The sequence below is a fragment of the Bradyrhizobium sp. Bra78 genome, from assembly GCF_024519855.1.
In the GTDB taxonomy this organism is placed as follows: Bacteria; Pseudomonadota; Alphaproteobacteria; order Rhizobiales; family Xanthobacteraceae; genus Bradyrhizobium; species Bradyrhizobium japonicum_G.
On sequence record NZ_JALJRE010000003.1, the window covers coordinates 19,869 to 44,207 of the forward strand.

The window sequence follows — 24,339 nt, forward strand, 5'->3', positions numbered from 1 at the left end:
AGTGGGCCCCGCCCGTAGGCGGAGCCCGGTCTACGTCAGAGATTGATGATGTACTGCTTGGTATCGGCCGGATTCTTGACGAGATCGCACACACTGGCCGTATCGGCCGGCTTGACGTCGGAGTAGCTCTCCAGCACCGACCATTTGCGGTCCTTCACTTCCGCAAGGAACGCGTTGCGGGTCGTGTGATGCGTCGCCTTGTCGAGCGAGACCTTGCCGCTCGGCCCGTCGAACGCGATGGAGTCTTCCAGCGCTGCAACCACTTTCATGCGGTCAATGCTGGCAGCTTTCTTGACGCCCGCGGCCCAGAGCATGACGCCCTCGTAGGTGCAGGCGGCGAGCTCACTGATGTAGGGCGAGTCCGGATGCGCCTTCTTGATCTTCTCGACAAAGCTCTTCGAAGCCGGCGTGGTCAGCTCCTCGAAATAGCCGTATGCGCCGAGAATGGCGTCGCTCTCCGCGGCATCCAGCGTGCTCGGTTCGTTGACGAGGCCGAAGGTCGTCGACGCGATCGGAATCTTTCCCTTCATGCCGGCCGCGGTCCACTGACGGTAGAAGGCGGTATGATTGCCGCCAACGAGCGCCGAAAGAATAAGGTCGGGCTTCGCCGCCTGGATCTTCGAGATGGTCGTGCCAAAATTGGTGACGTCGAGCGGGAAGAAGTCGGTCGACAGCACCTCGCCGCCATTGTCCTTGACGTATTTCGTCATCCACTTCGCGGTGATCTGACCGTAATTGTAATCGGCGGCGATGATGTAGGCCTTCTTGCCTGCCTTCTTCATCGCGCTCGGCACCAGCTTCTCCACGGTCTGCGCGGGCGTGGTGCCGGTGCAGAAAGTATTGCGATCGCAGACGCCGCCTTCGTAAAGCACGTTGTAGAAGTACAGCACCTTGAAGCGATCGAAGGTTGGACGCACCGCCTCGCGCGAGGCCGAGGTGATGCCGCCGTGAACGACGTCGACCTTGTCCTTCACCGCGAGCTGCTGAGCGAACTGCGAATACATCTGGATGTTGGACTGGGTGTCATAGTGGATGACCTTCAGCGGACGGCCGAGAAGTCCGCCGCCGGCGTTGATCTCATCCACGGCAAGTTGCAGCGCGTAGACCATGGGCGTGCCGGAGGCCGCGATCGGACCGGACTGGTCGTGCAGGCTGCCGACGACAATCGGGTTTTCAGCGCCGAACGCACCGGAGCGGAAGACAGCCGGCGCTGCGATCAGCGTCGTCGTAGCTAGGGCCGAGTGCCGCAGGAAGCGGCGACGGGAGAAAGACATAGACGTCCCCATAGGTTTATTGATACGGAAAATATTAAGAATACAATATTTGAAAAAGCAAGCTATTTATCGACGCTCGATGATCGAGAAGTCGTAGCCGTCGACTTGGGCGAGATAGATGGGGTGCCGGCCTCCCACCACGGATTGGGCTTGATCGCCTCGCGCGGTACGCCGCTGGAATGTTCGGCCGTAAAGGCGCGTCAACTTGCGCGCATCGAGGCTCGCGGCTTCCTCAATAAGGGCTGCGAGCGAATAGATGCCCTCGTAGCAGGATTGACCAAAGGCATTCACGGGCGGCGGACTATCGCCGAACGCCGTATGGTAACGCTCCAGGAAGGCGCCATTGTTGCGCGAGCGGATCGACGCATAATAGCTTGAGGCGGCGTAGAGGTTTTCGGTCTCGTTCACATCAAGTCCGTACGCGACGGTCTCGTCGATCGCCGAGGAAAAACGCAGCACGCGCGAACTCAATCCCGCAGCGCAGAAGGCCCGATTGAATGCGATGCAGTCGCCCCCGAGGAAATAGGGAAGGACGACGTCCGAACGCGAGACTTTGATCCGGTCCAGCATCTCGTCGAAGTCATGCTGGCCGACAGGTAGATAGCTCTCGCCAGTCACGGTTCCGCCAAAGCGGGTGATCAATGCTCGTGCAATCTGAAGGGATGAGCGCGGCCATATGTAGTCATTGCCGCAGAGGAAATAGCGGCGCGCCCGCCTTGATTCCGAAAGCCATTGGATCGCCGGAACCAGAAGCTCTTCGGCGGTTTCGCCAGTCGCGATGACGTCGGGGGTCGAGCGGCCCTCGAACTGCGGGGTGTATATGAATGGAACGCGGCCGCGGGCGGCGCGCGCCACGAAGTCGCGCGCAAAACTGGGTAACATCCCGACGATGCCGTCGACGCCGTCAATTTCGATCGCGTCACGCGCCGCCCGGCCGGCGGTCGCGCCTGTTTCTCCGGCGTTCACGATGCACAGTTCAACCGGACGGCGCAGGATGCCGTAAATCCGATTGATTTCCTCGACAGCCAAGCGGCCGCAGGCCTCAGCTGAGGGGGCCCATAGTCCCGCCGCGCCACTCTGCGGGATGAGCAGGCATATTCGAATACTACGCAACGGTGGTGTCTCCGCACTTCCAGACGGACCACTCACGAATCGTGCCAACGGCGATCCCGGTCCCGGCAAGGTCCGTTTGCGGCAAAACCGCTCAGTCCGGCCGGCAGGTTGCCGTTTTTTCTGGCGCCGGTCGCCCGATCAGCCCCTTCATTGGGCAATTTGGAACGAATTCGTTTTCTCCTTGCTCCATTTTATATTCCAAGGCAAAGGTTGAAATATCAAGTAATCTCGCCGGGGGGCCAACAAGGTGCATCTGCCCGACCTCATCCGAGGCGTGAACCGCCGACTCGAGCAGACGCTCGACGCGCAGCTCAAGCCCAGGGGCATGTCTCTTCACCAGTATCGTGTGCTCGAGGCCCTGACTGAACGGAACGGATTGCCGATGGGCGAACTGGCCATTCGCCTCTTTGTCGACGGCCCAACACTCACAAAGATTATCGACAGGATGGTTGAATCGGCCGAGGTCTATCGTGGCCCTGATCCGAATGACCGACGCAGGGTTCTGATCTTCGTCTCGCGCAGAGGAGCAGCACATTTCGATGACATTGCTCCCCTGATCTCGTCCATCGAGCGGGACATCCTGGACAGGCTGGGCGCATCAGATGCTGCAGCTTTGACAACCCTGCTCTCGGAATTGCTCGGTGACCCCACCTCTTCGCATCCACTTTCGTCTCACCGTCGGGAAACCCTGAATTGCAAATGACAGCGGCGGCTTTGGAATGAGCGGTACGACACCGCAAGGCCGCAACTACATCAATCTTGCGCCGTGACCATGCGCCACAACGTCTCCGCCAGCACGGCATAGCCCTTGTCGAGCGCATCTGGTGCCGTGAATTCACGCGGATTGTGGCTGAGACCTCCCTGGCTCGGCACAAATATAAGCGAAGCCGGAATACGCTTTTGGATCGCCAGTGCGTCGTGGCCGGTGATGGTTTTGAAGGTCGTGACTTTGAGGCCGAGATCCCTCGCCGCGGAACGGACCAATTCGGCTCCGTGCGGATCCAGCGAAGGCGCGGATCTCTTCTCGTCGGCGGCGATCGAGATGCCGACTCCGATCTCGCGAGCCTCGCGGTCGATCCGCTTCAGAAAGCGGTCGGTGATGGCGACAACCATGGCTTCGTCTTCATGTCGGATCTCGAACCAGACTCTGACACGGCCTGCCACCACATTCGGTGAATTCGGGTAAACACTGATGCGCGCCGCGGACGCGTGCGCGCCGGCGTTTTCGCGCGCGACTTCGACGTAGAGGGCTTCGATCGCGCGAGCCGCCGCGCGCAACGCGTCGCGGCGCAGAGGCATCGGCATCGGTCCCGTATGCGAGTAATCTCCCTCGAAGACGACCGATATCTTGCGAGTCATCCAGGCACCGGAAACTGCGGCAATGTCCCCTGCGACCTGCTCGAGCCGATCGCCCTGCTCGACGTGCAGTTCCACATAACGTGCTGGGCGGTATTCCAGCGGCGTCACACCGCAATAGCCGATCGCGGCCAGCGCCGCGCCGAGCGTAACGCCGTCGCCGTCCGCGCAGGCATAGGCATCCTGCAAGCTCAAGCTACCGGCGAAAACGGAGCTGCCGCTCAGGCTGGGCTGAAAACGGGCTCCTTCCTCGTTGGTCCAGTTCGCGACCGCCAGGTTGCGTCGTGCAGTACCGGGGTTGGCAAGACAGCGCTCGCGAACCGCTTCAACCGCAAGGAGTCCCGCCAACACCCCATAGGCCCCATCGTATCGGCCGCCCGTCGGCTGAGAATCGAGGTGCGAGCCGGTGATCACAACGTCGTCCGACGCAGGTGCAAGAATTGCGACGCCGAACATGTTACCGATCGCATCGATCCTCGGGACGAGGGCGCGGTTACCTATCTCGCGCAAATAGAGGTCTCGCGCCTCCTTGTCGAGCACCGTTGCCGCAAGCCTGCAAACGCCGCCGTCGTCAGTGGCGCCAATCGCCGCGAAACTTGCGATGAGATCGTGCAAGACGGTCATGTTCCGAGATCGCCGCGAATGGCTGCAAGTGTCAGTCGCTCGAAGTCCGCTTCGGTCAACTGCCGGGGATTGGCGCCCGCGGTCGGATCCTTCACCGCATCGGAGGCAATTGTCCGGGCGTCGCTCTCCTTCACACCGAGCTCGGCCAAGGTATGCGGCACGCCAAGCTTCTTTCGCAAGCCCAGGATCCAGGACAGCACCGCGTCGAAATCATGGCTTGGCAGATTTAGCGCGCGAGCAATTTGCGGAATCTTGTCGGCGATCGCATCCTTGTTGCAAACGACGACGTAGGGAAAGACCACGCCATTCGTCAGCCCATGATGAGTGTCGTAGCGCGCACCGACCGGATGGGACACGGAATGGATCGCGCCCAGTCCCTTCTGGAACGCGGTAGCTCCCATCGACGCCGCCGCGAACATGTAGGATCGGGCTTCGAGATCCCGACCATTCTCGACCGCGCGCGGCAGGTAGACGTCGACGATCTTCATCCCCTCAAGGGCAATGCCGTCGGCGAGCGGATGAAATGCCCTGACACAATAGGCCTCGAAGCAGTGGGACAGCGCATCCATGCCGGTCGCCATCGTGAGAAATGGCGGGAGGCCAACCGCAAGCTCGGGATCCTCGATCGCCATCTTCGGCATCATCATGGGATGGAAGATGATCTTCTTCTCATGGGTGTCTTCGCGCGTGATCACGCCGGCGCGGCCAACTTCGGACCCCGTGCCGGCGGTCGTCGGCACCGCGATGATCGGCGCAATGCCGTCCGTGTTGGCGCGGGTCCACCAATCGCCGACATCCTCGAAATCCCACACCGGCCGAGTTTGCGCAACCATGAGCGCCACACATTTTCCGACGTCCAGCGCCGAGCCTCCTCCGACCGCAATCACGCTGTCGTGGCCGCCGGCCTTGAACGCGCTCACCCCTGCGGTGAGGTTCGCTTCGGTCGGATTTGTCTTCACGTCGGAAAATACGCCGAGTGGTATGCCCGCCTCGCGAACGCGATTGATGATGCCGGCGATGAGATCGGTCTTGGCGAGACCGTGGTCAGTGACCAGCAAAGGCCGGACAAGACCGTAGGTTCGGCAGGCCTCGGGAAGTTCGGCGATGCGGCCCGGACCGGTGATGACGCGCGTCGGAAAGTTCCAGGCTCCGGTGATTTTAACGTCCATGTGCAGCTTTCAATGCTCGATGCGAAGGTGGAATGATTTCGGCCGGGTCAGCGCCTCGAAGCCGAAGCGCGACATGCCGGCGCCGCGTCCGGTGTCCTTGACGCCGGTCCAAGCGAGCGAGGGATCGACATAGTCGCAGCGGTTCATGAACACGGTGCCCGTGGCGATGGCATCGCCGATGAGTTCGGTTGCGACGGCATCTTCGGTCCAAATCGACGCTGTCAGCCCGTAGGGGCTGTCGTTCATGAGCGAGACGGCCTCCTGGTCGGACGAAACCCTCATGATGCCGACCACAGGCCCGAAGCTCTCTTCCATCATCACCCGCATGGAATGATCGACATCGATGAGAACCTGGGGCATCAGATACGCCGTCCCTGTCCTGTCGGCGGAGAATTGCTTCGGATCGATCAGCGGGCGGGCATTCCTGGAGATGGCCTCGTCGATGTGCGCGCGAACTGTGTCGGCGAAACGTATTGCCGCCATGGGACCGAGTGTCGTCTCCTGCGACAGCGGATTGCCGAGCTGATAGCGGGAGGTCAGATCCGCAAAGGCGTCGACGAAGCGACCGTAGATCTGTTCGTGCACATAAACGCGCTCGATGCCGCAACAGCATTGGCCGGAATTGTAAAAGGCGCCGTCCACGAGTTGCTCGACCGAAAAATCAAAGTCGGCGTCGGGGCGCACATAGGCGGGGTCCTTCCCGCCCAATTCCAGCCCGAGACTGACAAAGGTCCCCGCCGCCGCCCGTTCGACCGCCCGCCCGCCGCCAACCGATCCCGTGAAGTTCACATGATTGACCGAACGGGATGAAATCAGCCTTTCGGTCGCAGCATGGTCGAGAGTCAATGTCCTGAACAGTCCGGTCGGCAAGCCGATCCGATCCATGGCCGACTGGAAGCGTTCGCCGACGAGCAAGGTCTGCGCGGCATGCTTCAAGATCACAGCGTTGCCGGCCAGCAGCGCCGGGACGATCGCGTTGACAGCCGTCAGGTAAGGATAGTTCCAGGGTGCGATCACCAGCACAATGCCCGCGGGCACCCGCTTGACCATGCGACGAAAGCCGGAGCGCTCGGTCGGCACGACCGGCGCTAGCGCGTCGTCGCTGAGTTCTACCAGCCCGCGAACGCGCTCCTCAAGGCTGCGCAGCTCGCCGCCGTAGCGTACAGGGCGCCCCATCTGCATGGCGAGTTCCGGGACGACCTCGCCGTTCTGCAGTCGCATCACGTCAAGGAAGGCAAGCATCTTGGCCTTACGCTCCGCGAGCGGGACCGTCGACCATTCCTGCTGGGCCTGTCGCGCCTGTTCGAGGACCGTCACAATCTCCGCGTCAGTTGCGATGGGGCGCCGGGCAACCTCGCTGCCGTCAACCGGTGAAATGCACACAATGTCGTTCACGGGATGTCACTCATTTGAGAGAAGGAACAACGGGATCAGATGATCTCGAAATAGCGAGCAAGTTCCCAATCGGTGATGGCCTTGCGGAACTCGCGCTCCTCCCACTGCCGCGTCATGGCGTAGTGATCGACGAAGGCGTCGCCAAACAGGTTGCGGGCCGCCTGCGAAGCAATCAACCGCTCGGCAGCTTCCGATAGCGTGCGCGGAAACGCACGCTCGGGTGCGTGCGTTCGCTCATAGGCATTTCCGGTGATCGGTTCGCTCGGTTCGATCTTGTTCTCGATTCCCCACAGCCCCGATCCCAGTGCTGCCGCGATCGCAAGGTACGGATTGATATCGGCGGCAGCGACCCGGTATTCCACACGCTGGCTCGCTGGCTTGCCGGGGATGACCCGCAGCGCACAGGTGCGATTCTCGATTCCCCAAGTCGCATCGGTCGGCGCCCAGAAGCCCGGCACCAGACGCGAATAGCTGTTCACGGTTGACGCGACCATCGCGAGCAGCTCCGGCAGCAATGCCTGCTGGCCGCCGACAAACCAGCGCATGGTGTCGGACATGTCGCCAGGACGCCCGGCCTCGTAAAATACCGGCTTGCCGTCCTCGTCTCGCAGCGAAAGATGCAGATGCCCGGATTGGCCGGGATACGCGTTCGACCATTTGGCCATGAAGGTGAGCATCTTGCCCTGACGCTCGGCCCAGACCTTTGAAAACGTCTTGAACAGCACCGCGCGATCGGCAGCTGCGAGCGCATCGGTGTACTGGATCGCCGCCTCCAGGACGCCGGGGCCCGTCTCGGTATGCAGGCCCTCGATCGGCATATCCATCTCGCTGCACAGCTTGAGGAGCGAGCGATGGAAGTCCGATTCCACGGAGGCGCGCAGCATGGAATAGCCGAACCAGCCCGGCGTGAGATTCTTCAGCTCGCGATAACCCTTTTCCCGCACGCTGTGAGGGGTTTCGTCGAACACGAAGAATTCGAACTCGGCAGCGACTGATGGGGCAAAGCCCATATTTTCAGCGCGATCGATCACCCTGCGAAGTAACCGCCGCGGGCACAGCTTTTCCGCCTCGCCCTCGAACTCGCCGAGGAAGAACAGCATGTTCCCTTCCATCGGGATATCGCGACAGGTCGCAGGATCGATGCGAGCAATGGCGTCCGGAAAGGCCGTGTGCCACCCGGTAAACTTGCCGGCATCGTACATCTGGTCGTTGGAGTCCCAACCGAAGACGATGTCGCAGAAGCTGAGGCCGCTCTCCAGTGCGCCAAAGAACTTGTCACGCGCGAGATATTTTCCACGAATGACACCATCGAGATCGACGACCCCGAGCTTGATGTGGGACAGACCCCGTTCTTCGACCAGAGCTTTGGCATCGGCGGCGGTTTTTACGTTTCTTGCATCCATGAACTTTGAACGAGCCCCTCAGGCCAGCGAGATCGCGCGCAACTCTTCGTCGCAGGCGGTGATGAACATATCCGCGTGATCCGTGCCGAAACACAGCGGTGGACGAATCTTGAGCGTGCTGCCGAATGGCCCGGCAGCACCGATCAGGAAGCCGCGCTGGCGCAGGCGGTTGATCAGCATGATTGCGTGCTCCGGTGCCGGCTCCTTGCTGTCGCGATCAAGCACAAGCTCGAGGCCGATGAACAGACCGGCGCCGCGAACGTCCCCGATCTGGATGTGGCGATTGCCGATCTCGCGCAATCCGTCCATCAGATGACGTCCGACCTCGCGCGCATTCTGCAACAGGCCCTCATCCTTGATCACGTCAAGCACCGCAAGCCCAGCTGCGGCCGCGACTGGATTGCCGCCGAACGTGTTGAAGTACTTCACTTCCGCCGCAAAACTGTCGAGCAGCGGCGCACGCAGAGCGACGCCTCCCATAGGAAACCCATTGCCCATGGGCTTGCCCATGGTCACGATGTCAGGGACAACACCATGGCGCGCGAAGCCCCACATGGCTGCACCGGTGCGTCCGAAACCGGGCTGCACCTCGTCGGCGATGAACAACCCCCGGCGTTCGCGGACGAGCCTTATGGTCGGTGCCAGAAAGCCGGCCGGTTCGGCAAAGACGCCGTCGCTCGAAAAGATCGTGTCCACCAGCAGCCCTGCAAACCCGACACCACTTCGCTCGAGATCGGCAATTGCCGCAGCAACACCGTCGGCGAAACGCCGACCGGGATCGCCGACAGGATTGCGGAACATCTCGGGTGCCGGCACCACCCGCACATGGGATGGCAATGGTTGACCGGGACGTGACGACGGCGATACGTCGGTCACGGCCGCAGTGTTGCCGTGATACGCCGCCTCCGTGACGATGAAGCCGGCCCGGCCGGTCGCGACCTTCGCGATCCGCAGCGCCAGATCGTTAGCCTCGCTACCGGTGCACGTCAGCACCAGATGATCGATCTCGGGCGGGAATGTCTCCAGAAGGCGCTCGGCATAGGCATCCACCACGTCGTTGAGGTAGCGCGTGTGGGTGTTGAGCACGCCGACCTGGCTACGGACGGCCTCGACGACGCGAGGGTGTGAATGCCCGATCGACGGGACGTTGTTATAGAGATCGAGATATCGGCGGCCCTCGACGTCGAACATGTAGACGCCTTCGGCCCGCTCCATTCGGATCGGCTCCTGGTAAAACAGGACCGAAGCCTTGCCGAAGGACCGCAGGCGTCGTTGCACCGACTCCCCGAGTTCGGCGTCCATCGCGGACGCACGGCTCTGGTCGAAGGCGTTCAACGCCAGAATTTCTCTTTCCCGCTGCACCACACGCCTCTCTGACCGCGCCTTGCACAAATCAAAGCGATCGCCGAGGCGATCGCGCCGCAGCCATTCCACGATCAGCTTGGAGAAATGTGCGAATTCCCACAACGACAAGCTGGCAGGAGGCAAAAGAGATCAGAGCCTGAGACACACAACGCCGCATTCCAGAACTTACTATACTAGTATCAATGGTTTAGATAAATGAGGATCGTCACTTGCAGAGATACTGGGCACCAGGCTGCCCAAAATTTGAGGGACTTGCCACATAATTAGTGTATCTTTCCACGTCTCCGTGAGAAAGACTTCCTTGTCCCGACGGCTGACGCAGGTGAGGACACGTCAATGACGAGCAAGCCGCTACACACCAGCGACGCCTCCGTGGCCGACAAGCGGCCACGAAAGACCGATGGCGATCGCTTCTCGAAGCTGGCGCGGCACAAGCACATCATCGCACAACTCACCGCCGCTCCTACCCTGCGAGCCTCCGAGATTGCGGCAGCACTTGGTGTATCCGGTGAGACCATACGCCGAGACCTCGTCGAGCTTCAGGAACAGAAGCTCATCAACCGAACCTATGGGGGCGCTTCCCGCCCGTTTGCGCTCGAACCGGCTCTCACTGATCGCAAGGCGCTCATGATCGCCGAACGCGAGGCGATCGCCGCCGTGATCGCCGACCTCGTTCTACCAAACGAAGTTCTGATGCTGGCCGCCGGCGCCACGACGTTTCACATCGCGAGACGATTGGCTTCGCGCGCGCGCGACATCACTGTCATCACGCACGACTATGCGATTGCGGAGGCGCTCGCGGTCAACTCATCCATCAGGGTTCTGTGCTGCCCGGGCCGCTATCACCCGACCGAAGGCTACGTGTTCGGTACGCAGACAATCGCCAGCATCAACAGCTACGAGGCCAATCGCGCCATCGTGAGTGCGACAGGCATCAGCGCCCGGGGCGCGAACGATGCGGATGACGAAGCCGGCGCGATCTATGGCGCGATGGTGAAGCGCGCTGCGGAAGCGATCCTTGTCGCCGATCACAGCAAGTTCGACCAGCGCGCTCTGACCGTGTTTGCGCAATGGACCGATATCGACCGTCTGGTTACCGACCGGCAACCGGAAGGATCTCTCGCGACGGCACTCCGCGAAGCCGGTACGGAGTTGATTGTTGCCCAACCCTGAGAAAGACCCAACCATGGCAAGCCTCACATCTCTTGCGTCTCGCGAGGAGTTTACCGGCCTTGATGGTGATGGAGACAAGGGTCCTGCACTGCATCACCGAACCAGGATCGGACGCCTGGACCTCGAACTTGTCGAGCCGCATCGAGCGTTCAGCTGCAGTTGCAAACGTATCTCTAGCATCCACGACGCTTCCTACGTGCTTGTATTTCCTCTTGGGGGATGTGTGGCGTTCAGCCAGGACGGCCGCGTTGGTACTGCCCGAGCCGGCGAATATGTCCTGCTCAGCGAACTCGCCTTCTACGAATTGTCGTCCGACAAGACCGCGCGCTTTCTGGTGCTTCGGATCCCGGCCGCGGAGTTGCGTGGACGTCTCGTCTCGATCGAAGATCACGTCAGCCGACGTTTCAAGCCGAACGAGCAGATGACCCGCCTGCTGGCCGGAATGATCGGAAACGTGGCTGAGCTGTTCATTGAGTCCCCGCCGCCGAATCCAGAGGCGCTCGCGACCGAAGTCGTCAGCTTCGTGGTGCTCACGATCGGCTCGGAAGACCGGGGCGCCGCCACGGATGTTCGCAATTCGCGCTATCATCTGCGCCGCCGGATCGTTGATTTCATTGAAAGCCATCTCGGCGACCAGTCCCTGTCACCGAAGAAGATTGCGGCCAGCAGCAGGATCTCGCTGAGCTATCTCTACAGTCTCTTCACCGACAACGAGACGACGGTCAGCCAGTTCGTCCAGACGAAGCGGTTGCAGCGGGCCTACGAAATTCTGGTTGCCGACCCGAAAGGCCATCGTACCGTGTCCGAGGTTGCCTACGAAGTCGGTTTCAAGAACGTCTCGCATTTCTCGCGCTGCTTCAGCCGCCATTTCAAGGTGGCACCGCGCGACGTTCGTCAGGCCCGGGCAGCCGCAGCGCAACCAGGCACAGGCGTCCGCCCTACGCAGGCGAAGGGATCGCCCTCGCCCCGACTGGCCCCCTCGCGCAAAGCCTTTGGTTCGCCCTATTGGGACGTCCACAAGCAAGAGCTTCGCGAGACGGTTTAGAGCCAAATTTCCAAGGCCGGCCGTTGCGCCGTTCACGCGCGACGTGCTTTCCCCATGGAGCAAGCATTGGACGACATTCAAGACAAGATTTCTGCGAACGAACTCGCTTCTTTCTTCCATGAGCTCGCCGACGTGGCCGGCCGGATCGCGTTGACGTACTTCCGTTCAAGCACCGATTTCGAACGCAAGCAGGATCTGACGCCGGTAACGATTGCTGATCGCACTATCGAGGTCGAATTGCGGCGCTTGATCAGCGCGCGTTTCCCCGATCACGGCATCCTCGGAGAGGAGATGGGATCAACCCTCGGCGGTCGTTACACCTGGTATCTCGATCCGATCGACGGAACGAAGAGCTTCATTTCCGGAATGCCGTTGTTCGGCACGCTTGTCGCACTCACCGACGAGCGGAAAAATACGGTGGTCGCCGGCATGATCGACATGCCGGCCCTGGCTGAACGGTGGTACGGGACGCCGCGCGGCGTCACGTTCAACGGAGAGCCCGCCAGGGTGAGCCGCACGGCGAAATTGGAAGACGCACAGATCTATACATCCTCGCCGGACTTCTTTACGTCGCAGGATTGGGCTCGTTACGACGTGTTGAGCAGGAAGGCCATGTTCCGACGATTTGGCGGCGATTGCTATCAGTATGGGCTGCTGGCATCCGGCCACTGCGATCTCGTCGTAGAGACGTCGCTCAAGTCGTTCGACTTCATGGCATTGATTCCCGTGGTCGAGGGCGCCGGCGGAATTATTCGCGACTGGGACGGGCAGCCGCTCACACCGGACTCCGACGGACGCGTGATCGCCGCGGCGAACGAAAGCCTGCTCGAGCAGGCCCTGGCCATCCTGAAACAGTAGTCGCGAGAGGCAGCCGGCTCACACCAGCCGCAACCAGCTATCCCAGCGTGGGTCGTACATCACGTCGTGCGCACGCATGTACTTCCAGACACCATACTTCTGGTAGTCGAAATCCCAGCTATTGAGCTTGCGGTTGACGACCGCCCATGAGGCCCATTTCATATCCGCGAGCGCACGGTTGAGAATGACGCGTGCGGTCATCTGCGGACGAACCTCGCCCAGATATTGCTCGATGAGAGTTTCTGTCAGTTTTTCATCAAAGAACATCTCGGCAAACAGCACGCCGAGTTCGTAGCTGCGCTCATTGTTGGACGCAAATTCGTAGTCGATCAGCTTCATCGGCCTGGGGGCGCCGGTCTCGGCCGGAATGAGGAAATTTCCTGGCATGGGGTCGTTGAAACACGGCACGAGATCGAGGCCCGACGCCAGGAAGGCTGACTTGGCCTGATTGTAGCGGTGCATCAGCCAGGGCATGTCCTGCGGGAAATGCGCCCCCAGTTCCTTGCCCTGCGCGATATGTTCCTCGATCATGTCGAAGATCGTCTTGGTCTGGCCGAGCTTGGGGCCGCCATGCAGACGGCGATAGAGATCGAGAACGTCGGACTGGATGGCGGAATCGCCGAAATCCGCGTTGGTGCAGGCGCGATAGCCCTCCAGAAATTCACTGATCTCCAGCCCGTCCGCCGCGTCGAAGAAGATGACCTCCGGCCCGACACCCATGGCATGGGCATTGCGCGCGGCCTCGTTGGCGGTGACGCGGTTGATGAACATTTCCGAGCCCTCGCCCGGCACCTTGACGAAATAGCGGCGCCCGTCGCCGGAAATCTCGACCAGCCAGTTCTGGTTCGACAAGCCGCCGACCAACGGCGCATAGGCGCCCTCCTTGCCGCGCCATTGCGGGACGCGAGCGATCGCAGCTTCGACGTTGCGTTCGTGAAGCGTGGTCGCCTCACCAACTTTTCTGCGAACGGTCATGCGATCCTCCGAAGCATCTCGCCAAAGCGGGGCTCCCGGACCGCCATGCGGCAACGCACGAAGCGCCAACTGGCAAATTTGTAGAACTCCAGCGTATTGCGCGCCGATTTGGCGGCGAGCAGCGCGCCGATCAATCCCCAGCGCAGATCATCCGCCACGCCATAGATGCGCGCCCGGTTGAATGCACCCTCCTCGAACGTCCCCGTGCTGCGGGTGAAAGCGTCGCGCGCCTCAGGCTCCTGCGCAAAGGCCTCGACGAGGAAGCTGCCAATGTCCTCCAACGGGTCGGCCGTCGTCGCGCGATCCCAGTCGATCAGACGAACCTCGCCTGCGTCGCTGATCAGGATGTTCGAGACATTGCCGTCACCGTGGATCGGCACCGCTTTGATATCCAGCTGCCGAAAGGCGTCGGCTGCAAAGCGCAGCTCCTTGACCAGCCATTCGGCATCCTGCGGCAACTGGGCTTTCGCGGCCGCCGCCGCGGCATAGAAATGCTCGATCTCATCGAAGACACTTTTGCGGCGTGGCAACGGTGGTCCGGATTGAAACAGGCGCATCGCCGCAATGACGGCATCGACGATGTCGGGTTCGAGCATCCGCTCCAATGTGCCGACCCGCCAGCCCTGGTTGAGATCCTTCATCACCAGCAGGCCTGCCTGCGGGTCGGCCTTGAGCACCTTCGGGCCGATGCCGAGATCAGATGCACGCTGCGCCGCCTCGAAGGCACACGCCACGTCGATATAGAGCTCCGCATCGCGATCCATATTCTTGATGAAGATGCTCTCGCCACCGCCCTTCCTGGTGGCGCGCCAGGGAAAGCCGTCGACGCCGCGCCAGCTTGGCGACGCCAGGATCGGGATAGCAGGTTCGATCACGATGTCGCCGGACCCCCATCCGGGGAGCTCGGCAACGCAATTGCGGATGGTGGCCAGTTCCGTTCCAGATTGACGCGTTCCAGATTGACTCATGGCGACTTCTGATCTCTTGCGGTTGCCGTTCAGCCGACCTTCATGTCCGCCAAATTTGATCAAGACAGATTTTGATCAGGACAGATGCAAAAGGGATGCCTCGCGCTCCACCAAATCATGCCGTTGGAGCAGCGGCTCTACCCCAACGCTGGCTATTTTCGCTATCCGGACAGTGATCCGGGACGCCACCCATCGAGGCCCACCATGTCAGCTGCAGAATCGATCGGGATGAGCCTTGCCGAGTTGACGGAGGCCTACGCCTCGCGCGCGCTATCGCCGGTGGACGTGCTGCGAGCCACGCTCAGCCATTCCGAGAGCGTCAATGGCGCCATCAACGCCCTGTTCTGCTTCCGTCCGGAGCAGGCCATGGCTGGCGCGCAACGCTCGGAAGCGCGATGGAAGGCCGGAGCTGCGCTGGGTCCGCTCGACGGCGTGCCGATGACCGTCAAGGACAGCGTCGCCATGGTCGGCTGGCCTTACCTTCACGGCATCGGGGCCAACCGCGGCCTGCCGCCGTCAAATTACGACTCACCGCCGGCAATCGCGCTGCGGGAAGCCGGTGCGGTGATCTTTGCAAAAACCACGATGCCGGATTGCGGCCTGATGGCGTCAGGCATCAGCTCGCTGCACGGCATTACCCGCAACCCGTGGGGGCTCGCCTGGAACACCGGCGGCTCCTCGGCCGGCGCCGGCGCTTCCGTTGCGGCCGGCGCCGGATATGTCTCGGTCGGCACGGACATCGCGGGCTCCGTCCGCCTTCCGGCCGCACATTGCGGCCTCGCCGGACTGAAGCCCACCCACGGACGCGTGCCGCATCTGCCTGCCGATACCATGCGCATGGCCGGCCCCATGGGCCGCAGCGTCGATGACATCGCCCGCCTGCTGACCGTGCTGACGCGGCAGGACGAGCGCGACACCTGGAGCCTGCCCGCCGACGGCGTGCGCTATCACGAGCGCCTCCAGCGGGATATGAAGGGATTGAAGATCGGCGTCCTCACCGACATGGGCTTTGGCATGAAGCCCGAGGCGGTCGTGCGCGAGACCGTCGAGGCCGCCGGAAAGCTGCTCGCCGGAGCCGGCGCCATTGTCGAACCGTTCGTCTCGCCGCTCGACCACGACGCCTACGAAGCGATCGACCTGTTCCTGCAGGTCCGCGGCTATCTCGAATACACGTCCCTGCCGCAACACAGCGACGCTCCAAGCGACATCAATCCCTATGTTCGCGCGTGGAGCCTGGGGGGAGCCAGGCACTCAGGCGCCGACCTCTATCGGGCCCTGGGCCGGATCGCCAAGATGAAAGCGGCGCTGCTGGGAGCATTCGAAGGCTGGGACTATGTCATCTCACCGGTGTTGCCGGTGGTGAACTTTCCGGCGGAAGAACCGGGTGTCTCCCGTGAGATGCCACTCGAGCACACGCTGTTCACCGCAATGTTCAACCAGACCTGCCAGCCCGCCTCAACGGTCAACATGGCGTTTGATTCCCGGCATCTGCCGATCGGCGTCCAGGTCATCGGCCATCGCTTCGACGATCTTGGCGTGCTGCAGGTGACCAAGGCGCTGGAAGATCTGCGGGCCGTCAAGATGGACTGGCCGTTCAAGCCAAGGCCCTGAGGCTTCCACGGCCGGACAACAAAAACATCGAAAACAACCCCATGCACAGTAGAAATCTCAACGCGCCCTACGGATTTTACGAAATCGATTTGACGCGTCGGGCAAAACACTGGTAGAGTACCATCATCACAGTTTTAAATTTCGTTTGGTGGGAATGTTCACCCATGCTCCTTGCTGGCGAGCAAGTAGTGCGGTGACCATAGGCTGCCGGGAGGTCACGCCATGGCGCATCGAACGGAGCGCCCGAACGATGCCATTCACACGCGGCGATCATTGCCCCGCCGACGCAACGAGGCTTGTTCGGCAGCATCGGCCGTATGGCCGTCGCGCATGATTTGAGGCTGCTGTTTCAGAGATTGAATCATGGCTTCCTCCAGCATCTACAAACTTTTGGTGGTGCGCGGCGGCGTCTCTAGCGCTCTGAATTCATATCCGCTTTCCGTGCAATAACGGACATGGCCAGACTTGCCTCCGGTTCGCCCCGGTCGCGAATGACCCACAACGGACATCGTTATCGATTCTTGTCTGTTGAATAACGCTCCGAATTCACGGCAAAATGTGACCGTGGGGCAGTTGCCCGGGCGCATGTTAAAAGCATTGCAGTGAGTGGAGGCATGACAGAGGCTTACCAGTGTGCGCCCAGTATGACCGACGTTACCGCATTCGTCGACGAGCAGCCGATTGGCAGCTTTCAAATTCGGCTGTTGCTCGCCTGCGCCGCCGTGCTTCTACTCGACGGCTTCGACACACAGGGGATCGGCTATGTCGCACCGGAGCTTGCCCACGACTGGAACCTCGCGCGCGGCGGACTAGGCCCAGTCTTCAGCGCTGGCCTCGTGGGGAATATGGTCGGCACACTTCTCTTTGGTCCACTCGCCGACCGCATCGGGCGCAAGCGCATCATCGTCCTCAGCACCGCCGTCTTCGGCCTAGGCACGCTTGCCACAGTCTTCGCTCAGGACATCGCCGGCCTTCTCCTCATCCGCTTTCTCACCGGTCTTGGCCTTGGCGCCGCCCTACCAAACGCGATCGCGCTCGTTTCGGAATTCAGCCCAGATCGCCGGCGCGCGACGATGGTCATGGCAATGTTCGTCGGATTTTCTGTTGGTTCTGCGCTCAGCGGGCTAATCGCAGCGGCGCTGATCCCGATCTTCGGCTGGCGATCCGTCTTTTTGATCGGCGGTATTGCGCCGCTTCTCATGGTTCCGTTCCTTGCCGCCCGCCTGCCCGAGTCCGTCCGTTTCCTCGCGCTCTCCGGCCGAGCAGACGTGCGCGTTGCCGAGCTCCTAACGCAGGTCGCGCCATCCGTGCGCTTCCCGTCCGCGATGCGCTTTAGAGTCCGTGAGGCGACGCTCGTGGGCCTGCCCATCGCCTATCTCTTCAACGGGGGGCGCGCCTTGGCGACGCTCGTGTTGTGGGCAGTTTTCTTTATGAGCCTGCTTGACCTCTATCTATTGTTGAACTGGCTTCCCACTGTGCTGAACGATCTCGGGGCCTCAGTCTCGGTGGCCGCGGTCGTCGGCGCCATGCTGCAAGTGGGCGGCATAGTTGGTACTTTGACGCTCGGGCGATTCATCGACCGCTTCTCGTTCCGCGCGCTCTCGCTTGCGTTTCTTATCGCGGCCATCGCGATAGCGATAGTGGGCTTTTGCGGTCAATCGATAGCGTTCGCAATCTTCGCGATCTCATGTGCAGGGTTCTTTTTAGTCGGCGGCCATATCGCTGCGATTGCGCTGGCTGCGACCTATTATCCGACCATCGCGCTCAACCGGAGTCGGCTGGGCAATCGGCTTTGGCCGGATCGGATCGATCGTGGGGCCGTTAATCGGTGGAATCATGCTCGCCCGCGGCGTGGACGCGCAATCGCTGTTCATCGCGGCGGCGGTGCCGGCGTTGGTGGCGAGCGTCGCCGCGCTCGTGCTCGCTCGTATGGCGCGGAGCACATCCGCAACGGTTTCAAGCACGCACCCGGTGGCTGCAGCGCCGCCAGCAGACGCCGGGGCAATCTTCAACAAAAGAAGCGGCCTACGCTTTTGACCACCTTTGGTGATCCGAGACTACGGCTCAACTTCAACGATGTACCGCCGTATCGTTTTCGCAGTCTTCTCCCCCTCGGGCGCAAGGTCCTTCCAGGCTTTGGATTGGAAAAATGCCCTGGCGGCGTCTGCACTGTCCCACTCAGTCATGGCTACGCTAACGGGGGGCGGCTCGCCCTCTGCGTGGAAGATCCTCCCTTTCAAGGTGCCCATGGAGCGTCCACCGGCGTCGGCCAGCGCCTTCCTGGCAGCAGCGAGGTAGCTCGGCGACACTGTCGCACCGCCAATCGGGACGATCTCACCAATACTATAGGCTTTCAGCCTGGCTTGCGCCTGCAGCCCTTGGACCGACAAGCCACCGATTGCGACACCGGCGAGCAGCGCCAGTAAGACCGTATATCGAGTTCTCATATTGTCCTCCCGCCAGCGCCTGCCTCGATCACCGCCGTGTGCGGAGCGTCGAATGACACGAGCCTAGTAGCGCCCCGGCAGGCTCGCTTCACATCCGGCTCACATTTTCCTCACCAACGGCTGGTTTTTGCTAGACTGGACAAGGGCAACCGTAAACCAATCCGGGGAGCGCCACTATGCGCTATCTCTTTGAGAACTACAGCCTGGATACGGACGGCCGCGAGCTACGGCGCGGGGCTGACGTTCTGCCCACTGCGCCGCAGGCGTTCGACCTTCTCGTCTACTTGATCCGCAACCGAGATCGCGTCGTCAGCAGCGATGATCTGATCGCCGCCATTTGGGGCGGCCGCATCGTCTCCGAAAACGCGGTGACCACCCGTCTGAACGTGGTCCGGGATGCAATCGGCGACAACGGAAGGGAGCAGCGTCTCCTGAAGACGTTCCCGCGCAAGGGTTTCCGGTTCGTAGGTTCGGTGCGGGAGGAGCGTGGACATTCCGGCGCGCCGACCCCCGACATCTCTCACGAGGCGCCGGCATTGGCGGGAGACTTTTCCGGTCGACCCTCAATCATCGTCTTGCCCTTCGACAACCTGTCCGGCGACCCCAGCCTTAAAATTTTCGGCGAAGGCTTCACCGAGGATGTGCTGACCGAACTGTCGAAGTTTCGTGAGCTCGTCCTGATTGCAAGCGAGCCCCGGTCCGCTGCCTCCGAAACACGCGATGCGCGGGAGATCGGCCGCGCGCTTGGCGCGCGCTACGTGCTGGATGGTAGCGTGCGCGCGGCGGGATTTCGCGTGCGTGTCACCGGGCGGCTGATTGACACAACGACGGCCGCGCAAATCTGGGGCCAGCATTACGACCTCGATCGCGGCCGTGATCCGGCTTTCCATGACGAGCTTGCGGAGGCCGTCGTCTCAGCGATTTTGCCGGCAATCCGCCACGCCGACCTGAAGCGCTCCCAACACAAGTCATCCGAACAGCTTGAGGTTTGGGAGGCTTACCAGCGTGGCCTCTGGCATATGTCAAAATCCGATGCTGCCAACAACGCGTTGGCCCGGTCGCTCTTTCAGCGTGCCGTCGATCTCGACCCAAATTTTGGCAGGGGCTATGGCGCCATCGCCTTCACATACACGGCCGCCTCATCGGCCTTCAGCGAAATGTCCATTGCCGAGAGTTGCGAGTTGGCCGCCCCCCTGGTCCGCAAGGCCATCGGGCTCGACGAGAACGATACGGATGCGCGCTCGCGCCTGGCGCTACTCGCCCTGCTAAAGGGCGATCTGGAAGGTGCTATCCGGGAGGCGGATATGATACTCTCCGTACGCGAGAGTTGCCCAGACGCCTGGGGAGTCAAGGGTGCAGCTCTGGGATATGCCGGGCGTCGGCAGCAAGGCCGCGACGCGATCAAGCGGTATTTCAGCCTGAACCCCTTTGATATTGCGCGTCCGATCCGGCTTACGCAGATCGCATCATCGCTTTATATCGACGGCGGCTACGAGGAAGCGGCGCTTACCGCGCGACAAGTCATACGGCACTATCCGAGCCACCCATTTGCCTATCGCTGGCTGGCGGCATCTTTGGGCCAGCTCGGCAGTGCAGGCGAAGCGCAGAAGGTACTGCAAACCTTGCAGGCGATATCGCCGTCCTCGTTCGAAATGTATGTTAGGCAGCGACCGCCACAATTCTGCAGCGCAGAATACTCGCCTTTGCTGGAGGGGCTGCGTAAGGCCGGCTGGAAGGAGTAGATCCTTCCTGATCAACTCATTGCAGCTTACTTTCAAGATGCTCCAGGTCGGATAATCAATCTCCGCCTTTTTGTTTCGGGACTCCCCAAGAGGGCCGTGCGCCGTTACTCATACGCGCTGACAAGGTCATCGAATAACACTTCATGTCCGCTCATGGGCCCCTCTGAGACATGCGCGACTATCCTGAGAATGTCCGTTCACTCGGGCAGACCGGAAGTCGCCCAAGGTCCGGCCAACCAACGCGAATGACCCTAAGCGGCCATCCTTGATTTAGGTCAACCCGGACGAACTGCTGCTCTGTTTCTGTAAGTACTCAGTATCCGTCTAAGGACCAAACGGCCTCGATGCCGCGCGAACTCAGCACGCTGCCGGACCGGGGGACCAACGCCGTAAGGAGTGCACCCTTGTTTACGAAACGCGAAATCTTACGCAGCGCGGCATTTACCGGCGTCTCAATTGCGACGACGTCGCTCCCGGTATGGGCGCAGACAACTGCCGACCGCCCCGGCTTCCTGAAAGCAAAAGACGTTGCCGAGGCGGGCTTCATATATGGCCTGCCTATCGTGATGAACTACGCCGTCATGTACGAGTACGCAGTTGATCGCAATTCCGGGCAGTTCAAGGCGCCCTTCAATCAGCTCAAGAACGAACCCAACGTGTTCACCTACAAGGACACGGCCATTCCTACGCCGAACAGCGACACGCCCTATTCGTTCGTCTGGATGGACTTGCGGGCGGAGCCGATCATCCTTTCCGTCCCTGCGGTGGACCCTAAGCGCTACTACTCGGTCATGCTCTGCGACGGTAACACCTACAACTATGGCTATATCGGTACTCGGGCAACGGGCAGCGAGGCCGGCGATTACATGGTCGTCGGCCCCGACTGGAAAGGCGCTACCCCGCACGGGATCAAGAAAGTCTTCCGATCGGGCACGCAGTTTTCGGTGGCGGGATATCGTACCCAACTTTTCAGCCCCGACGACCTCGATAACGTCAAGAAGGTTCAGGCCGGCTACACCGTGCAGACACTCTCCGGCTATCTGAAGCAGGCGCCGCCGCCCGCCGCGCCGGCCATCGATTTCCCAAAAATCGACAAGGAACTCGTGAAGACGAATTTCTTCGATTTCCTCGACTTTGCTCTGCAGTTCGCACCCGCGGAAGCAAACGAGAAAGAGATGCGCGCCCAGCTCGCGCGTATCGGCATCGGGCCAGGCAAGTCGCTCAACTTCAAGGACCTCTCGATCGAGGACAAGCTGGAGATCGGCTTGGGCATGAAAGAAGGCGAACGAAAAGTCGATGAGGCGGTGGCCAATGCCGGCAAGGCGATCAATGGCTGGAGGGTGAGTGGGCTTCCGGGTGACAGCGCCCATTACAACGGCGATTGGTTGAAGCGCGCCGCCGCCGCCAAGGCTGGCATATACGGCAACGACCCGGTGGAGGCGATGTATCCTTTGACCCGCTCCGACAGCGAGGGTCAAACGCTCGATGGCAGCAAACACAATTACACGCTGACATTCCCGCCGGGTCAGCAGCCGCCGGTAAATGCCTTCTGGTCTCTTACGATGTATGACGGCAAGACGCAGTTACTGATCGAAAATCCGATCAACCGGTATTTGGTCAACTCACCGATGCTGCCGGCCATGAAAGCAAACCCGGATGGGTCGCTGACGCTATTCGTCCAGAACAAATCACCGGGGGCCGACAAGGAAGCCAATTGGCTGCCGGCTCCGAACGGTCCGATCTATCTGGTGATGCGACTCTACTGGCCGAAAACAACGCCGCCTTCTATCCTTCCGGCAGGCGAAGGCACTTGGCAGCCGCCGGGTGTGAAGCGAGTTTGATACAATACCGGACGCTCGGATCTCTGCAGGATGGCGACTTCTGCTGCGATTGGCCCATAGCGTCGTTTCGCTGCCACGCAACAATAAGTCAGCTATCGGAGCATAGCCGGCACTGACAAGCTGCCATCCAGTGGGTTTATGCAGCTCACGGCCTCATCTCTACGCCGCCGCCTGCGCCTGATCGCCATCGAGAAGATGGCAGGCGGCGAAACGTCCGGGCGAATGCTCGACGAGCGCCGGCGTCTCCATCCGGCAACGGCCGAACGCCTTCGGACAGCGCGACGCAAAGCTGCAACCGGCCGGGATGTCGATCGGACTGGGCGGCTCGCCCTCCAGCAGGAAATCGGAGGGATCGAACGGCTTCTGCTCCAGCGTCGGGGCCGCCGACAGCAACGCCTTGGTATAGGGATGCTGCGGATCGAAGAAGAGATCGTGGTTGTCGGCAATCTCCACCATCTCGCCGAGATACATCACGGCGATCCGCGTGCAGACCTTCCGCACCATCGCCAGATCATGCGAAATGAAGACGTAGGTGAGATCGTTCTTTTCCTGCAATTTCGAGAACAGCTCGATCAGCCTGCCCTGCTCGCGCTGGTCCAGCGCCGACAAGGTCTCGTCGAGGATCAGGAGCTTGGGATCGAGAATCAGCGCTCGCGCGATCGAAATGCGCTGCCGCTCGCCGGTCGAAAGCGCGTTGGGCAGCTGGTCGTAAAGCTCGGCGGCGAGACCGACTTCGGCCATCGCCGCGATCACCCGCGTTCGCAAATCGGCGCGCTTGATACTCCCGCGGATCAGGAGGCTCTCCTCGATCATGCGGCCGACCGTGGTACGCGGCGGCAAGGCATTGTAGGGATCCTGCAAGAGAAGCTGGAACTCGTTGCGTTTGCGGATCAGCTCCCGCGATGACAGCGCGCCCAGCGAAGTCCCGTTCAAGACGATGCTGCCGCTGTCGGGGGTCTCCAGCCAGGCCAGCAGCCGGGTCAGGGTCGACTTGCCGCAGCCGGATTCACCGACAATGCCGAAATTCTCGCGCGGCATGATGTCGAGCGTGACGCCGCGCACCGCTTGTATGTTGCTGTGGCTGTTGAACGTCCCGCGCTTGCGGGCGCGGTAGGTGCGATGGACGTTCTCCACCTTCATCAAAGGGGCCTCGCCTTGAGCCTGACGGCGGGCAAGCGGCCCCTCCGCCGTCTCCCACATTCGCGGCACGCTCGCGATCGCCTTGCGCGTGTAATCGGATTGCGGCGAAGCCAATAGCTCGTCGAATGGCTGTTGCTCGACGAAGCGGCCCTGGTACAGCACGGCCGTTCGATCTCCGAACTGGCCAAGTGTCGGTAAGGAGGAGGACAGGTAGATCGTCGCCATCTTGTGGCGCGTACAGAGGTCATGGAGCAAAGCCACGATCTGCGCGGCAATGGTCACATCGAGCGGCTGGGTCACATTGTCTGCGATCAGCACGGCGGGCTCGGCGCAAATGGCATCCACGATCATCGCGCGCTGCATCATGCCGCCGGAAAATTTCGACGGGTAGTCCCAGTAGCGCTCCTTTGGCGAGGGAATTCGGACCTCGCCGAGGAGCTGCATGACTCGGTCGCGGCATTCGCGGCCATTCCATTCAGGCCTGACGCTGTGCAGCTTCTCCGCGATCTGGACGCCAACCGGCACGGTCGGATCAAGCGCGCTCTGCGGCTTGGAGCCGATATAGGCGATATCGCGTCCGACCCGGACCTCCCGCGCTCCGGCGCCGAGGATGTCATGACCGGCGAAGGCGACCCGTCCGGCCCGATACTGCAGGCTTTCCGGCAACCAGTTCGCCAGCGCGCGGCTGAGCACCGTCTTGCCCGCACCGCTCTCGCCGTAGATACCGAAGATCTCCGACGTGCTGAGGCGGAAGCTGATGTGATCGAGAATCGGAGCCGCCCCCGGTGTCGTGGCACCGACCGTCAGATCGTCGATTTCGAGAATGAGCGAGAGATCCAT

At 61.4% G+C, this 24,339-nt stretch carries 18 protein-coding genes and 2 pseudogenes; 8 read left to right on the forward strand and 12 right to left on the reverse strand.

Going from position 1 to position 24,339, the window contains the following annotated elements; all coding sequences use genetic code 11:
• Positions 1-35: 35 nt before the first annotated feature.
• Both OC450_RS07600 and OC450_RS07605 read right to left on the reverse strand, forming a co-directional pair.
• Complete coding sequence (locus tag OC450_RS07600; RefSeq protein WP_211383268.1) at positions 36-1,274, reverse strand: ABC transporter substrate-binding protein; 1,239 nt, start codon at positions 1,272-1,274, stop codon at positions 36-38.
• Positions 1,275-1,340: 66 nt separating this feature from the next.
• Complete coding sequence (locus OC450_RS07605; RefSeq protein ID WP_256806224.1) at positions 1,341-2,387, reverse strand: substrate-binding domain-containing protein; 1,047 nt, start codon at positions 2,385-2,387, stop codon at positions 1,341-1,343.
• Positions 2,388-2,634: 247 nt separating this feature from the next.
• Between OC450_RS07605 and OC450_RS07610 the strand changes: the two genes are divergently transcribed.
• On the forward strand, positions 2,635-3,090 hold the full coding sequence (locus OC450_RS07610) for a MarR family winged helix-turn-helix transcriptional regulator (protein ID WP_211383266.1): 456 nt from the start codon (positions 2,635-2,637) through the stop codon (positions 3,088-3,090).
• A 50-nt stretch (positions 3,091-3,140) separates the two neighbouring features.
• On the opposite strand, the gene OC450_RS07615 is transcribed toward OC450_RS07610, so the two are convergent.
• From OC450_RS07615 to OC450_RS07635, 5 genes are read right to left on the reverse strand one after another with little or no spacing between them, the layout of a single operon-like run.
• Positions 3,141-4,367, reverse strand: coding sequence for an allantoate amidohydrolase (locus tag OC450_RS07615; RefSeq protein ID WP_262047584.1), 1,227 nt, complete (start codon positions 4,365-4,367; stop codon positions 3,141-3,143).
• Positions 4,364-5,536, reverse strand: a complete 1,173-nt coding sequence (locus tag OC450_RS07620) for an iron-containing alcohol dehydrogenase (RefSeq protein WP_211383264.1) — start codon at positions 5,534-5,536, stop codon at positions 4,364-4,366. Before OC450_RS07620 ends, OC450_RS07615 begins: the two co-directional genes overlap by 4 nt.
• Positions 5,537-5,545: 9 nt before the next feature.
• Positions 5,546-6,931, reverse strand: a complete 1,386-nt coding sequence (locus OC450_RS07625; protein ID WP_211383263.1) for an aldehyde dehydrogenase family protein — start codon at positions 6,929-6,931, stop codon at positions 5,546-5,548.
• Positions 6,932-6,966: 35 nt separating this feature from the next.
• Entirely contained in the window at positions 6,967-8,334 is a 1,368-nt protein-coding gene (locus tag OC450_RS07630) for a glutamine synthetase family protein (protein ID WP_211383262.1), read from the reverse strand.
• A gap of 18 nt (positions 8,335-8,352) precedes the next feature.
• On the reverse strand, positions 8,353-9,636 hold the full coding sequence (locus tag OC450_RS07635) for an aspartate aminotransferase family protein (RefSeq protein WP_249129048.1): 1,284 nt from the start codon (positions 9,634-9,636) through the stop codon (positions 8,353-8,355).
• A 399-nt stretch (positions 9,637-10,035) separates the two neighbouring features.
• Between OC450_RS07635 and OC450_RS07640 the strand changes: the two genes are divergently transcribed.
• The 3 genes from OC450_RS07640 to hisN are packed head-to-tail and all read left to right on the forward strand — an operon-like array spanning position 10,036 to position 12,775.
• Positions 10,036-10,872 carry a DeoR/GlpR family DNA-binding transcription regulator gene (locus OC450_RS07640; RefSeq protein WP_211383261.1) on the forward strand — a complete coding sequence of 279 codons (837 nt, stop codon included), beginning with the start codon at positions 10,036-10,038 and terminating at the stop codon, positions 10,870-10,872.
• Between the two features lie 13 nt (positions 10,873-10,885).
• Positions 10,886-11,917, forward strand: a complete 1,032-nt coding sequence (locus tag OC450_RS07645) for a helix-turn-helix domain-containing protein (protein WP_262047585.1) — start codon at positions 10,886-10,888, stop codon at positions 11,915-11,917.
• A gap of 54 nt (positions 11,918-11,971) precedes the next feature.
• Positions 11,972-12,775, forward strand: a complete 804-nt coding sequence (hisN, locus tag OC450_RS07650; protein ID WP_262047586.1) for a histidinol-phosphatase — start codon at positions 11,972-11,974, stop codon at positions 12,773-12,775.
• A gap of 18 nt (positions 12,776-12,793) precedes the next feature.
• Here hisN and OC450_RS07655 read toward each other — a convergent pair whose 3' ends face one another.
• Together OC450_RS07655 and OC450_RS07660 are read right to left on the reverse strand one after the other, a co-directional pair.
• Entirely contained in the window at positions 12,794-13,750 is a 957-nt protein-coding gene (locus OC450_RS07655; RefSeq protein ID WP_211383258.1) for a choline/ethanolamine kinase family protein, read from the reverse strand.
• The gene (locus OC450_RS07660) at positions 13,747-14,781 is read right to left on the reverse strand and encodes an aminoglycoside phosphotransferase family protein (RefSeq protein WP_249128961.1); all 1,035 of its coding nucleotides are present in this window, start codon (positions 14,779-14,781) and stop codon (positions 13,747-13,749) included. Before OC450_RS07660 ends, OC450_RS07655 begins: the two co-directional genes overlap by 4 nt.
• 141 nt (positions 14,782-14,922) lie before the next feature.
• Between OC450_RS07660 and OC450_RS07665 the strand changes: the two genes are divergently transcribed.
• Positions 14,923-16,329, forward strand: a complete 1,407-nt coding sequence (locus tag OC450_RS07665) for an amidase (RefSeq protein WP_262047587.1) — start codon at positions 14,923-14,925, stop codon at positions 16,327-16,329.
• 181 nt (positions 16,330-16,510) lie between these two features.
• On the opposite strand, the pseudogene OC450_RS34395 reads toward OC450_RS07665, so the two are convergent.
• Positions 16,511-16,639: pseudogene (locus tag OC450_RS34395) on the reverse strand (transposase); the annotation flags it as partial.
• A gap of 334 nt (positions 16,640-16,973) precedes the next feature.
• On the opposite strand from OC450_RS34395, the pseudogene OC450_RS34400 reads away from it, so the two are divergent.
• Positions 16,974-18,023, forward strand: a pseudogene (locus tag OC450_RS34400) (MFS transporter); the annotation flags it as partial.
• A gap of 363 nt (positions 18,024-18,386) precedes the next feature.
• Here OC450_RS34400 and OC450_RS34405 read toward each other — a convergent pair.
• Entirely contained in the window at positions 18,387-18,776 is a 390-nt protein-coding gene (locus OC450_RS34405; RefSeq protein WP_410050506.1) for a DUF1330 domain-containing protein, read from the reverse strand.
• Between the two features lie 176 nt (positions 18,777-18,952).
• Here OC450_RS34405 and OC450_RS07680 point away from each other — a divergent pair, with 176 nt between their 5' ends.
• On the forward strand, positions 18,953-20,518 hold the full coding sequence (locus tag OC450_RS07680; RefSeq protein ID WP_211383254.1) for a winged helix-turn-helix domain-containing protein: 1,566 nt from the start codon (positions 18,953-18,955) through the stop codon (positions 20,516-20,518).
• Positions 20,519-20,922: 404 nt separating this feature from the next.
• Positions 20,923-22,359, forward strand: coding sequence for a DUF1254 domain-containing protein (locus OC450_RS07685; protein ID WP_262047823.1), 1,437 nt, complete (start codon positions 20,923-20,925; stop codon positions 22,357-22,359).
• A gap of 159 nt (positions 22,360-22,518) precedes the next feature.
• On the opposite strand, the gene OC450_RS07690 is transcribed toward OC450_RS07685, so the two are convergent.
• A complete protein-coding gene (locus OC450_RS07690) occupies positions 22,519-24,339 on the reverse strand; it encodes an ABC transporter ATP-binding protein (RefSeq protein WP_262047590.1) in 1,821 nt (606 codons plus the stop codon).